Origin of the sequence: Nannocystis bainbridge, from assembly GCF_028368995.1 — a bacterium.
GTDB lineage: Bacteria > Myxococcota_A > Polyangia > Nannocystales > Nannocystaceae > Nannocystis > Nannocystis bainbridge.
Map to the genome: position 1 here is coordinate 2,984,155 of NZ_JAQNDL010000001.1, position 11,954 is coordinate 2,996,108.

The following is an 11,954-nucleotide window of genomic DNA, read 5'->3' on the forward strand; positions in this document are numbered from 1 at the left end:
CGCCCGCGTGCCCGGCTCGAGGCCCTCGATCACATCGGATCGTCGCGGATCGTTTTTCAGGGAGATCGGACGCGCCCCCCGCTCGCGACCGACGAAGTCGGCTGTCCTCGCGGACAGGACCGGTGCTCAGGCTTTCAGGTCCCGATCACAGCACTCCGATCGATCGGCCAGGGCCGGGAGCGCAGCAGGCGCGACGACCATGCCCGAGCCCGATCGACGGAGCAAATTTCGGGCCTGAAGACCCCGATCCGCCAAATTGTCGCGGTCCGGCGATCCACACATGCGGATCGGGGCACCAGTCCCCGGGGACAGCTCGGCGATTGGCCGCGAAGGCCCGGAAAGCGCCCCTGAGGGCCACCAGGAGCCCGTTGCGCGTCGATTCGGGAGGGCCCAGAGGCCGCAGGCCGACCAGGCGGTCTCCGCGAGCGATCGGCGATGGGCCGGGAGAGCGATCGATGATTCGCCCGCGTGCGGCGGAGGACCGATCGGCGAATGGCCCGGGCGCCCGCGATCGGTCCCGAAGGACAGATCGGCGATTGGCGGGCACGCGGCCGCTGCCCGATCGGCGATTCGCGCCGCGGCCACGAATCAGCGCAGGGCAGCCCGCATGGCGGCGACGACTTCGGGAGCGAGCGAGCGGCCGAGCCACAGCGCCTCGGCGAACACGCCCTGCCACAGCAACATCTCGAGGCCGTCCTGGACCCGGGCGCCGGCCGCCTCGGCGCGGTCGAGCAGGCCGCCCGCCGGCCGCGGGTAGACGATGTCGACGACGCGAGCGCCAGGGGCGAGACCGGCGACCAGGGCGGTCGCGGGCGCCGGGTAGTCGGTCGGGCCGTGGGCCATGCCGACGGTGGTGCAGTTGACGAGGAGGTCGACCGCCGCGCCGCCGCCGATGGCGTCCCAGCCGACGGCGACGACAGGCCCGCCCGCCGGCAGACCGGCCGCCAGCGCGGCAGGATCGCGGCTGACCCATCGGACATGTCCTCCGGGACCGAGCAGCTCGCCGGCGATGGCGTCGACGACGGCCCGCGCGGCGCCACCTGACCCGAGGACCATGGCCTGCTGGACATGTCCCGAAGACATCTCGCGGACGGCGGCCGCGAAGCCGCGCCCGTCGGTGTTGTGGCCGACGATCGCGCCGCCTGTGAAGACGAGGGTGTTGACGGCGCCGATCCGCCGCGCCTCGGGGCCGAGGCGGTCGCACAGGGCCAGGGCGGCCTGCTTGTGCGGGACCGTGAGGTTGAGCCCGCCGAAGCCGAGCGCCCGGGCGCCGTTCACGGCCTCGGCCAGGCGCTCGGGCGCGACGTGAAAGGCGAGGTAGCGGTGCGGCAGGCCGAGCGCCGCGAACGCGGCGGCGTGCATGGCCGGCGAGCGCGAGTGCGCGACCGGATCGCCGAGCACGCCGAAGCACTTCGTTAGCTCACCGCCGTCGGTCGTCATCACCGCGCAGGATACCGCGAACGCACGCGACCGGCCGCCGCTGCGCGGACGCTCGCAAGGGACGCCACGCCCCTCGCGGCGCTCGCGCCCGCAGCATCCTGTAGGATGACGCATGAGCACGATCCGGGTCACCTTCGTCGACGCCGCCGACAACTCCGTGTTCGGGGAGGCCGACGTGCCGGCGGAGCACCTGCCGGAGTCGTTCACCACGGCGACGACGATGCGCCTGGGCGACGGCGAGTGGCAGGTGGAGCAGGCCGACCCGGCCGAGCGCCACGAGTTCTTGGCCAGCGGCCGGCTGCGGCTGGTGTTGCACGAGATCCAGTGGGTCGACCCCAAGACGATCCTGTTCACCCTGCCGACGCTCGAGGACACGATGCCGCGGCTGCTCGACGAGCCGGCCGACGGCTTCAGCATGCACGAGGACGACTGGCGCCAGCGCGAGCTGGTGTCGATCGCGTTCATGCCGGAGATCGAGGCCGAGCTGGCGGCGATCCGGGCGGTGCTCGCGGCTCCCACGGGCGGCGGGTTCGCCAACCTGCACGTGCGCGAGCGGATCGCCGAACCTCTGCGCGATACGGGCCTCGTGCTGGCAGAATTGCAGCTCGCGTTCGGTCAGCCGCCGCGGCGCGACCTGGGACTCGGCGGCCTGCGCGTGGCCGACGGGTTCGTGTTCCTGCCCATGGAAGCGCCGGTCTACGGCCACGAGCACGAGGGCCGGGTGGCGGCGCTCGGGATCGTCGACGAGCTGCCACCAGCGCTGGCCGAGCTGGCGCGGCGACGCGAGCTCGTGCTGGTCGACTGGTGCGCAGCGACGGTCACCGAGCCAGGCCAGTGAGGCGTGAGCCGTGAGGGCGCTGGCCCGCCCGGGCGCCTCCGCGATCGCGCATCCACGTGCCGCCTCGCGAGTCGTCCGCGGACATCACGATCAGCGTGACTGGCCACCTCGGCGTGGCCCGAACGAGCACGACGCGTCATCGTGACGCGCTGGCGATCGCGAACGAGCACGACGCTTCATCGTGACGCGCTGGCGATCGCGAACGAGGACGACGGCCGGCGGGCCACGTCCTCGTCCCCTCGTGGAAACCGCCGTTCAGCGCGAGCGGCCGCCGAGGCGCGGCGCGATCAGGTCCGCGATCTCGCCGCGCTTGGGGAAGCGCTGCAGCTGATCTTTGGAAAAAATCCGCTCGCCGTCGACGAGGATGTCGAACACGCCTCGATCGCCGCGGTGGATCTTGCACGCGATCTTGTCGCCGAAACGGGCCTGCAGGTCGGCCACCAGACCGGTGGCTTGGGGCATGTAGTTTCAGCGCACGCAGTAGTAGATGTCGATCTGCATGCGCCGATCCTAGCACGTCACTTCGCGGCGGCTGACGTCGGCTCGGCCGGCGCGGCGGGCTGAGCCGGGCTCGTGATGCCCGGGACGCTCTGGTCGCCGATCGTCGCCAGCGAGCCCGGGCAGTCGAGCGCGCCGAGGAAGGCCACGAGGTCGTCGATCTCGGCGTCGCTGAGGTTGCGGTCGGCGTAGTTCGGGTCGAGGTCGGGGCGCTTCGGGCCCCCGGCCATCGTCTTCACCGCGGCGCGCAGGTCGGTCACGCTGCCGTCGTGGAAGTACGGCGCAGTCCGCGTCACGTTGCGCAGGGTCGGCGTGCGGAACTTGTAGAGGTCGGCCGGATCCTTCGTCGCGTCCATGCGGCCCTTGTCGGGCCCCTCGCCGGCGTCGGACAGGCCGATGCCCATCTTGTGGTAGAGGTCGTCGCTGAAGTTGTCGCCGCTGTGGCAGGTGGTGCACGAGCCCTTGCCGCGGAACAGCTCCCAGCCGCGCTGCTGGGCCTCGTTCATGCTGTTCTTGTCCCACGCGGTCGCGCCGCACAGGAGCGTGCGCTCGTAGGCCGACAGCGCCTTGGCGACGTGCTCGGGCAGCACCGGCTCGCCGGCCTCGAGCCCGAACTCGCGGGCGAACGCCGGCGCGTACTCGGGCAGCGCGCCGATCTCCGCCGCCTTGGCCGCCAGCTTGTCCTCGCCGACCGCCATGTTGCCGCCCTTCCACGCGCCGATCGCCTGCTTCTCGAGCGAGGCCGCGCGGCCGTCCCAGTAGTGGGCGGTGTGATAGGCGACGTTCCAGATCGTCGGGGTGTTGCGCGCGAGCAGCTTGTCACCGGGGCCGAGCGCCTTGGCCCGCCCGTCGGCGTTGCCGAGCTCGTTCTGGTGGCAGCTGTAACAGCTGCGCGTGCCGTCGACGCTGAGCCGCTTGTCCATGAAGAGCTGGTGCCCGAGCTCGACCTTGGCCGCCGTCATCGGGTTGTCGGCCGGCACCTCCGGGGCGCGCATGCCCTGCGGCAGCTCCCACGCGTACTCCTCGACCGGCGCGGGCTCCGGCGCCGGTTCGGCCGGCCTGGCGTCGCTCGCCTTGTCGCCCCTGTCGCCCTTGTCGGCCTTGTCGGCCCCGGCGGCCTTCGGCGCGTCGGGCTCACCGCAGGCGAGCAGCGTGCAGAGCCCGCCCGCGAGCGCGGTGCGGAGGCGAGGCGAGGATGCCAGGTGGAGGTTGCGCGCGTCCATGCGCGGCACCCTACACCAGTTCCAATGCGGCCCCAAGCACGCCGCAGCCGGACGACTCGCCCGCGCGCCGGGGCTCGAGTATCCTGCGTCGGCGATGAAGCCGGAAGAGCTCGGGCCCATGCGGACGCTCCTCTTGCAACGCCGCACCGAGCTGCTCAAGGGCGGCGACGTGCCGGTGGAGTTCGAGCAGCAAGAGGTGGTGACCAGGCCCGACGAAGACGCGGCGCCGCTGGTCGAGATGACGCAGGTCATCGCCTCCAACCGCAACCGCGCCCGCACCGAGGCCCTGGCCGCGATCGAGGACGCCCTGCGCCGCATGGTCGACGACCCGGAGGAGTTCGGCCTGTGCGAGGCCTGCGACGAGCCGATCGCCCAGCGCCGCCTGGTGCTGGTGCCGACCGCGACCCTGTGCGCGACCTGCCAGCGCGAGGACGAGGCCAACAGCTCCCGCGGCCGCAGCCGCCGCCACCTCACCGACTACCGCTGAAGGCTGGCCGCAAAGACATGCCCGATCGGGCATGTCTGCCCGGACATGCCTGTGTGAGCATGTCCATGGGGACATGTCGGTTCAAGCAGACCGCGAGCACGAGCCCGGCCGGTCTGCGCGCCCCGATGCCGGCGTCGGCGAGCGATCCGGGCGGGGTCCGGCGCGACGCGATCCACGCGCGAGGAGCCCAGGACGCCTGAGCGACCCGGGCATGGCCCGGCGACCGAGACCCGCGACCGAGGTGGGTGGCGCCTGGGCCGAGGACGGACGCCGTGCTGCGCACGCGAGCGCGACGTCACCGAGGCGCTGAGTCGAGCGCGCCCGTGCCGCGCACGCGAGGCCTCTCCGAGGCGCCGGGTCGAGCGCGCGGCGGGCGGGCGCCTCTCGCGCTCCGCGGATCACGCGAGCGGGTAGTCGGTGTAGCCGCGCTCGCCGGGCGTGTAGAAGGTCGAGGGGTCGCCCTGGGCCAGCGGCAGGCCGGCGCGCAGGCGCGAGACCAGGCGCGGGTTGGCGATGAACGGGCGGCCGAACGCGATCAGGTCGCCCCGGCCTGCGGCGAGGTCGGCCTCCGCGCGGGTCGCGTCGTATTCGCCGGAGAGGATCAGCCGACCGCCGAAGTGCTTGCGGATCTGCGCCTGCAGATCGGCAGGCACGACCTTGCCGCCGAAATCGACCAGGTGGACGTACGCGAGCCCGAGCTCCGAGAGCCCACGCACCAGGTGGACGAACACCGCGTCGAGCTCGGGGTCGACCGCCATGCCGTTGAACACCCCGTGCGGCGACAGACGGATCCCCACTCGCCCGGCGCCGATCCGCGCCGCCGTCGCGCGCGCCACCTCGAGGGCGAAGCGCGCCCGACCCTCGACCGTCCCGCCCCAGCCGTCGCTGCGGTGGTTGCTGGCGGTGTTGAGGAACTGATCGATCAAGTAGCCGTTGGCCCCGTGCAGCTCGACGCCGTCGAAGCCGGCCTCGCGCGCGAGCGCGGCCGAGCCGGCGAAGCCCTCGATCACGGCGGCGATGTCGGCCTCGCTCAGCTCGCGCGGCACCGGGTGCGGCTGCGGGCCCTCCTGGTCGGTGTACATCGCCCCGCCGAGCGCGACGGCCGACGGCCCGCGCACTTCAGCCCCGGGCGGCAGGTTGAGCGGATGCCCGACACGCCCGGTGTGCATGAGCTGGACGAAGATCTTGGCGCCGCCGGCGTGCACGGCGTCGGTGGCGTCGCGCCAGCCGCGAGCGTGCTCGGCGTTGAAGAGGCCGGGGATCCGCGCATAACCGAGGCCGTCGGCGGCGGGCGAGGTGCCCTCGGTGACGATCAGCCCGGCCTCGCTGCGCTGGCCGTAGTAGGTGGCCATCAGCGCGTTGGGGAGGTTGCCGGGCGCGCGGCTGCGCGTCATCGGGGCCATGACGACGCGGTTCTTCAACTCGAGGTCGCCGAGCACGATCGGGGTATAGAGGAGCTCGCTCATGGGCTTCAACATAGTGACGGCCGTGCGAGCAAAGTAGATGCTCCGCCCGCAACACATTGTTGCTCCCAGCGGGCCAATCGACGCCATCATGAGCCGATGGCACCCCGCCCGCTCGAGCCGCTCGACGCCTTCATCGCCCGCCTCCGCGGCTCCGCCGCGACGATCGCGGCCCAGCCGGTGCGCTTCGGCGGGCACCACTTCAGCCACGCGGTGACGCTCGAGCAGGGCCGCTGGCGGGTGCGCCCGCTGGTCCTCGACCGCGCCAAGGCCGACGCTTTTTTAAAGGAGCGCGGCCACTTCATGCCGGAGAACGCGGAGGCGCTCAGCGAGCCCGGCGACCCGGTGCGGCTCGAGGCGGACAGCCTCGAGGCGCTGATCGAGCTGATCGAGCGCGAAGCGTGGCCGATGTGGTAGCGCTTCGGGGCCTGTCTTCATCGACATGACTTGAAGGACATGTTCGCATGGACATGTCCTTCAGAGCTATGCGCGAGCGCTCACTGCGAGCGGGCGATCGCCACCCGCTCGAGCGCGGTGTTGCTGACGATCGTCGGCGCGAACCAGCTGCCGCCGACGCGCCGGGTGTGCCGGGGCGTGTGGGCCTGGCCGTCGAGGTAGACCAGCTCGAGGTCGGCCTCGCCGAGGCCGGCCGCCAGCGCGGGCGCGCCGTAGATCGCGGGGCTCGGCTGCAGCACGACGGCGGCGGGCTGCCAGGCGCCGCCGGTGAACAGGGCGACGTAGAGCTGGCCGTCGAGGCCGCGGAAGGCCAGCGCCGCGGCGCCGCCGGGCAGCGGGGCGAGGGCCGGCGGCGCCGAGGTCTGCGCCCCGGGGACCTGAGCGGCCGCTGACCACGCTCCGGCGCTGTAACGGCTGAAGCGGAGCTGCCCGCCGCCGTTGACGGCCTGCACGGCGAGGACCTGATCGTCGCTCAAGGTGACGACGGCCGGCTGGCGATCGAAGGCCTGGGTCTCGCCGTCGACGAGCTGCTGCGCTTGCCAGGCGCCGGTACGCCGGCGCGAGGACAGCTGGTTGCTCTGCGCGCCGTCGTGAAACACCAGCAGCGCATCGCCGGCGAGCGTGGCGACGCTGCCCGGCCCGGGGCCGAAGCTGCCGACCATCTCGGCCGCCGGGTTCCACGAACCAGCGGTGAAGCGCGCGTAGTAGTGCTGGAAGTTGTCGCCGTGGAACACCGCGTGCGCGCCGGCCCCGGCGGCGCTGATCGTCGGCGCGGCGCGGGTGGTGCCGGCGCCGATCTGCGCCGGCGCGGACCAGGTGCCGGCCTGCCAGGTGACGTAGCGCAGCTGATTGTCGGCAGGGTCGCCGAGCTTGGTGTGGCGGAACACGCCGACGCCGACGCCGTCGCTGGTGATCGCGAGGTCGAGGCCGTCGACCGTCGGCGCGGCGATGTCGGCCACCGTCCACGCGGCGCCGTCGAACCTGCCGCCGAGCATCGCCGAGGCGTTGCCGCCGAGCAGCAGCGCGAACTCGCAGGCGTCGCAGTCGGGCCCGCCGCAGTCGACGCCGGTCTCGTCGCCGTTCTCCTGGCCGTCGTCGCAGGTGGCGACGGTGCAGTCGTTGGCGCAGGCGTCGTCGTCGATCGGGTTGCCGTCGTCGCACGCCTCCATGCCGGCCCACAGCAGGCCGTCGCCGCACTTGGCGGCCTTGCACGCGAGCGTGCAGGCGGCGTCGTCGGCGTTGAACATGCCGTCGTCGCAGACCTCGCCGACGTCGGCCTGGACGATGCCGTCGCCGCACAGCGGCGACTGACAGTCGTTGCTGCAGTCGTCGTCGTCGACTTCGTTGCCGTCGTCGCAGGCCTCGTTGGGGCCGACCAGGCCGTCGCCGCACGCGTGGAGGCTGCAGTCGGCCTTGCAGTTGTCGGCGTCGTCGTCGTTGCCGTCGTCGCAGGCCTCGCCCGGGTCGAGCTGGCCGTCGCCGCACACGCCACCGCCGGTGCTGGTGTCGGTCGTGGTGTCGGTCGTATCGGTCGTCGTGGTGTCGGTGGTCGTGGTGTCGCTCGTCGTGGTGTCGCTCGTCGTGGTGTCGCTCGTCGTGGTCGTCGTCGAATCACTCGTCGTCGTCGAATCAGTCGTCGTCGACGTGGTCGTCGGGTCGCTCGTCGTCGAGGCCGTCGTCGAGGTCGTCGGTGCGTCGGTCGTCGTCGGGCCGGTCGTCGCGCTGACGAACGAGGTGCTCGGGTCGTCGGTGGTGCTGCCGCCCGTGCTGCCGGTGCTGGCGGTGCCGTCGTCGCCGCAGGCGGGCACGAGGAGGGCGAGGACCAGCGCGGGGACGTATCTCGACATGCCGGCAGAATAGCGGCTGGGCCGGCCGCACCGCGGACAAATCACGCCGAGGCCCCGCCCGCAGAGGCCGGCGTCGCGCCGCGACGAAGGCGCAGCTCACGGCGAGCGAACGCCGACCGTCCATGCTCACGATCGCCGCACCCGTGCCCGACGATGGATGGCTAGCGCCGATCCGCGGGGCCAGACGATTACGAGCGCCGCAACCGCGCCCGGCGATGGATCGCTAGCGCCGACCCGCAGCGCGCGGACGATGGCGATCGCCGGCGGCTATACCTTGAGGGTCCGCGCGATCGGCAGGTTGCGCACGCGCTGGCCGGTGAGGGCGAAGATCGCGTTCGTCAGCGCCGGCGCCACGGGGGGCACGCCCGGCTCGCCGACGCCGCACGACGGACCGTCGTCGGCGACGATCTCGACGTGGATCGCCCGCGGCGCCTCGGGGAAGCGCATCAGGCGGAAATCGCGGAAGTTGCTCTGCACGGTCGCGCCCTGCTGCATCGTGATCTCGCCGTAGAGCGCGTGGCTGAGGGCGAAGATCACGGCGCCCTCGAACTGCGAGCGCACGCGTTCGCGATTGACGAGGGTGCCGGCGTCGAGGCAGGTCCAGACCTCGTCGACGGCGATCTTGCCCTCGGGCCCGTGGACCACGCTGACGACCACGGCGACGTAGGTCAGGAAGCTGCGGTGGACCGCGAGGCCGAGCGCGCGGCCCTGCTGCTTGCGCTGGTCCCAGTCGGCCAGCTCTGTCACCCGCTCGATCACCCGGCGGTGGCGCGCCGTGTCGATCGGGTGCTCGGTCAGCGATTGACCGTAGTTGGGCAGCATCTCGACCCCGAGCTCCTCCGGCGTGACGATGCGCGGCGGGCCGATGATCTCGAGCAGCGTCTCGCGCGGGTCGCTGCCGCGGGCCTCGGCGATCTCGGCGATGAAGCTCTGGACCGCGAACGCGTGATAGATGTTGGCGACCGAGCGCAGCCAGCCGATCCGCGTATAGGCCCGCGCTTCGCAGTTCTCGGCGCGCACGTTGGCGATCGCCAGCGGGACGTCGAGCACGCCCTGTTGCAGCTCGCCCGGGGCCGACAAAGCGGTGTCGCTGAAGGTCGAGCCGATCGGCGGGAAGGCGGTGCGGTGCTCCCACGCGACCACCTTGCCGTCGCCGTCGAGCCCGGCCACCAGCCGCTGGGTGCTGACCGTATGATAGTAGTCGTGCTGGATGTCGTCCTCGCGGGTCCACTGGATCCGCACCGGCGCGCCGGTCGCCTTGGCCAGCAGCGCCGCCTCGACCACGAAGTCCGGCTTGGATTTGCGACCGAAGCCGCCGCCGAGCATCGTCACGTGGATGGTGACGTTCTCCTCGTCGAGCCCGAGCGCCTGGGCCACCGAGCTGCGCGAGGCCTGCGGGTTCTGCGTCGCGGCCCACACCTCGCAGCTCTGGCCGTCGAACGTGGCGACCGCGGCTGGCGGCTCCATCGTCGCGTGGGCCAGGTGCGGCACGTGGTACACGGCCTCGACCTGCCGCGCCGCGCCCGTCAGCGCCGGCCCGACGTCGCCGACCTCGCGGACCACCACGCCCGGCAGGCCGACGGCGGCCAGCAGCGTCTTGCGGTAGGTCTCGGAGTCGTACTCGCCGTTGGCGCCGGCGGCCCAGGTGATCTCGAGCTGGGCCCGGCCTCGCATCGCCGACCACGTGTCGTCGGCGACCACCGCGATCCCGCCGAGCGGCTGGAACGCGAACGGGGGCGTCGGCGCCGGCAACGGCACCACCGCGCGCACGCCCGGGATCGCCAGCGCCTTGGTGGCGTCGTGCGCCGTGGCCTTGCCGCCGACCACCGGCGGGCGGGCGATCACCGCCGTCCGCATCCCCGGCAGCACCACATCGGCGCCGTAGAGCGCCTGCCCGGTGACCATCGCCGGCCCGTCGAGCAGCGGCAGCTCCTTGCCGACGTGCAGCAGCTCGGCCTTGGGCCGGAGTAAAATGTCCTTCGGGACAGGCAGCTTCGCGGCCGCCAGCGCCAGCTCGCCGAACCCGAGCGAGCGCCCGCTGGCCTCGTGCCAGACCGCGTGGTCGTGGGCCGTGCAGGTGCTCGGCGCCACCTTCCACTGCTTGGCCGCCGCCGCGATCAACATCATCCGCGCGCACGCCCCCAGCTTGCGCAGCGCGTCGTAGAAGCCGCGCACGCTGTGCGACCCGTCGGTGTTCTGATCGCCGTACGCCTTGTCGCCGGGCGCTTGCACGATCTCCACCCGGCCCATGTCCGCCCCCAGCTCGTCCGCGATCAGCACCGGCAGCGAGCTGCGCACGCCCTGGCCCATCTCCGAGCGCGCGCACACGATCTGCACCGCGCCGTTCGGCGTCACGTGGACGAACAGGTTGGGCCGCAGGCCCGCGCCCTCGGCCTCCGCCGCCGCTTTGGCCGCGGGGTCGGTGGCCGGCGGCAGCTCCGGCGCGGCGCTGGCGAACGAGCCGAGCGCGAGGCCCGACAGCGCGCCGCCGAGGCCGGCCAGGAAGTGGCGGCGGAGCAGGCGGATCGGCGGGCCCGACATCGCGCTCACTTCTCCTTGCCGCCGGCCGCCGCGGCTTGCTTGACCGCGGTGCGGATCCGCAGATACGTCCCGCAGCGGCACAGGTTGCCCGCCATCGAGGTGTCGATCTCGGCGTCGGAGGGGCTCGGGTTCTTGGCCAGCAGCGCCGCCGCCGTCATGATCTGGCCGGCCTGGCAGAAGCCGCACTGCGGCACCGCGAGGTCGACCCACGCCTTTTGCAGCGGGTGCGAGCCGTCGGGCGACAGGCCCTCGATCGTCGTCACCGCGCGGCCGTCGGCCCGGCGCACCGGCGTCACGCAGGCGCGCACCGCCTCGCCGTCGAGGTGGACCACGCACGCGCCGCACAGCGCCTGACCGCAGCCGTACTTGGTGCCGTTGAGGCCGACGTGGTCGCGCAGCGCCCACAGCAGCGGCATCTGCGGGTCGATGTCGAGGACGTGCGGCTTCCCGTTGACGTGCAAGGTGATCGTCATGGCTGCTTCTCCGCGACCGGACAGGCCGCCCCGTCCGCGACCCACGCGGCCATCAGCGCCCCGAACTGTTCTTGCGTGCCGGGGGCCGGCGTGCGCCCGTGGCCGGGCGTCCAGCCCCACGCCACCAGCTCGTCGTGCGCCGAGTGCTCGACGATCTCGGCCAGCGTCTTGCCGCCGTTGCGCTTGGGATCCTTGATCTGCTCGCACAGCGCCGCCGGCGTCAGCCCGACCCACGCCATCTCGATCGGCGCGAGGTGCCACTTCGGCGCCCCGGGCACGCGCGCCAGCTCGAGGTTCGCGTCCTGATGGCACGACGTGCACATCAGCCCGGCCACGCCCTCGTTGCTCGGGCCGCGCACCACCGGCGGATCGTGGATGCGCGCGTCGTCGCCCTGCAGCGGCGAATCACCGGCCGGGTGACAGTTGCTGCAGCGCGGGTGGAGCATCACCTTGGCCGCCTCGAGGAACAGCGCCCGCGAGCGCGCTTCCCTGTCGGCGATCGGCGCGAACTGCTCGGGTGGGCGCAGCACGTCCGGCTCGCCCTGCCCGATCGTCTGCGCCTGCTGCTCGTGCTGCTTCGCCGGCTCCTGCGCGCCGCGACAGGCGACCAACATCGCCGCCGCGAGGCACGCCAGGGGCACGGAGCATGCGGGCAGGCGCATCGCTCACCGGGTGTGATCGATCTCGG

At 72.8% G+C, this 11,954-nt stretch carries 11 protein-coding genes; 3 read left to right on the forward strand and 8 right to left on the reverse strand.

All coding sequences use genetic code 11. The features are described 5' to 3' along the window. Positions 1–588: 588 nt before the first annotated feature. Positions 589–1,440 (reverse strand): shikimate dehydrogenase family protein, encoded by an 852-nt coding sequence (locus POL25_RS11640; RefSeq protein WP_272086035.1) that lies wholly within the window; start codon positions 1,438–1,440, stop codon positions 589–591. A 112-nt stretch (positions 1,441–1,552) separates the two neighbouring features. On the opposite strand from POL25_RS11640, the gene POL25_RS11645 reads away from it, so the two are divergent. Continuing rightward, positions 1,553–2,278, forward strand: a complete 726-nt coding sequence (locus tag POL25_RS11645; RefSeq protein ID WP_272086036.1) for a hypothetical protein — start codon at positions 1,553–1,555, stop codon at positions 2,276–2,278. A gap of 255 nt (positions 2,279–2,533) precedes the next feature. On the opposite strand, the gene POL25_RS11650 is transcribed toward POL25_RS11645, so the two are convergent. Continuing rightward, positions 2,534–2,740 carry an Rdx family protein gene (locus tag POL25_RS11650; protein WP_272086037.1) on the reverse strand — a complete coding sequence of 69 codons (207 nt, stop codon included), beginning with the start codon at positions 2,738–2,740 and terminating at the stop codon, positions 2,534–2,536. A 56-nt stretch (positions 2,741–2,796) separates the two neighbouring features. Further along, positions 2,797–3,999, reverse strand: a complete 1,203-nt coding sequence (locus POL25_RS11655; protein ID WP_272086038.1) for a cytochrome-c peroxidase — start codon at positions 3,997–3,999, stop codon at positions 2,797–2,799. Between the two features lie 118 nt (positions 4,000–4,117). On the opposite strand from POL25_RS11655, the gene POL25_RS11660 reads away from it, so the two are divergent. Further along, complete coding sequence (locus POL25_RS11660; protein WP_272086039.1) at positions 4,118–4,486, forward strand: TraR/DksA family transcriptional regulator; 369 nt, start codon at positions 4,118–4,120, stop codon at positions 4,484–4,486. Between the two features lie 398 nt (positions 4,487–4,884). On the opposite strand, the gene POL25_RS11665 is transcribed toward POL25_RS11660, so the two are convergent. Continuing rightward, positions 4,885–5,952 (reverse strand): alkene reductase, encoded by a 1,068-nt coding sequence (locus POL25_RS11665; RefSeq protein WP_272086040.1) that lies wholly within the window; start codon positions 5,950–5,952, stop codon positions 4,885–4,887. Between the two features lie 96 nt (positions 5,953–6,048). On the opposite strand from POL25_RS11665, the gene POL25_RS11670 reads away from it, so the two are divergent. Continuing rightward, complete coding sequence (locus tag POL25_RS11670) at positions 6,049–6,366, forward strand: hypothetical protein (RefSeq protein WP_272086041.1); 318 nt, start codon at positions 6,049–6,051, stop codon at positions 6,364–6,366. Positions 6,367–6,446: 80 nt separating this feature from the next. Here the strand turns inward: POL25_RS11670 and POL25_RS11675 are convergent, their stop codons facing one another. The 4 genes from POL25_RS11675 to POL25_RS11690 form a co-directional block, all read right to left on the reverse strand. Then, positions 6,447–8,252, reverse strand: a complete 1,806-nt coding sequence (locus tag POL25_RS11675) for a DUF4215 domain-containing protein (protein WP_272086042.1) — start codon at positions 8,250–8,252, stop codon at positions 6,447–6,449. 267 nt (positions 8,253–8,519) lie between these two features. Next, positions 8,520–10,793, reverse strand: coding sequence for a xanthine dehydrogenase family protein molybdopterin-binding subunit (locus POL25_RS11680; protein WP_272086043.1), 2,274 nt, complete (start codon positions 10,791–10,793; stop codon positions 8,520–8,522). Positions 10,794–10,798: 5 nt separating this feature from the next. Further along, entirely contained in the window at positions 10,799–11,266 is a 468-nt protein-coding gene (locus POL25_RS11685; RefSeq protein WP_272086044.1) for a (2Fe-2S)-binding protein, read from the reverse strand. Beyond that, positions 11,263–11,928 (reverse strand): Isoquinoline 1-oxidoreductase subunit, encoded by a 666-nt coding sequence (locus tag POL25_RS11690; RefSeq protein ID WP_272086045.1) that lies wholly within the window; start codon positions 11,926–11,928, stop codon positions 11,263–11,265. The genes POL25_RS11685 and POL25_RS11690 overlap by 4 nt, the downstream gene beginning before the upstream one ends. Between the last annotated feature and the right edge of the window lie 26 nt (positions 11,929–11,954).

What these genes read in the sequence shown, in the direction of transcription:
- POL25_RS11640 (WP_272086035.1), bottom strand. Translation starts at nt 1,440, where the DNA reads ATGACGACCGACGGCGGTGAGCTAACGAAGTGCTTCGGCGTGCTCGGC.
- POL25_RS11645 (WP_272086036.1), top strand. Translation starts at nt 1,553, where the DNA reads ATGAGCACGATCCGGGTCACCTTCGTCGACGCCGCCGACAACTCCGTG.
- POL25_RS11650 (WP_272086037.1), bottom strand. Translation starts at nt 2,740, where the DNA reads ATGCCCCAAGCCACCGGTCTGGTGGCCGACCTGCAGGCCCGTTTCGGC.
- POL25_RS11655 (WP_272086038.1), bottom strand. Translation starts at nt 3,999, where the DNA reads ATGGACGCGCGCAACCTCCACCTGGCATCCTCGCCTCGCCTCCGCACC.
- POL25_RS11660 (WP_272086039.1), top strand. Translation starts at nt 4,118, where the DNA reads ATGCGGACGCTCCTCTTGCAACGCCGCACCGAGCTGCTCAAGGGCGGC.
- POL25_RS11665 (WP_272086040.1), bottom strand. Translation starts at nt 5,952, where the DNA reads ATGAGCGAGCTCCTCTATACCCCGATCGTGCTCGGCGACCTCGAGTTG.
- POL25_RS11670 (WP_272086041.1), top strand. Translation starts at nt 6,049, where the DNA reads ATGGCACCCCGCCCGCTCGAGCCGCTCGACGCCTTCATCGCCCGCCTC.
- POL25_RS11675 (WP_272086042.1), bottom strand. Translation starts at nt 8,252, where the DNA reads ATGTCGAGATACGTCCCCGCGCTGGTCCTCGCCCTCCTCGTGCCCGCC.
- POL25_RS11680 (WP_272086043.1), bottom strand. Translation starts at nt 10,793, where the DNA reads ATGTCGGGCCCGCCGATCCGCCTGCTCCGCCGCCACTTCCTGGCCGGC.
- POL25_RS11685 (WP_272086044.1), bottom strand. Translation starts at nt 11,266, where the DNA reads ATGACGATCACCTTGCACGTCAACGGGAAGCCGCACGTCCTCGACATC.
- POL25_RS11690 (WP_272086045.1), bottom strand. Translation starts at nt 11,928, where the DNA reads ATGCGCCTGCCCGCATGCTCCGTGCCCCTGGCGTGCCTCGCGGCGGCG.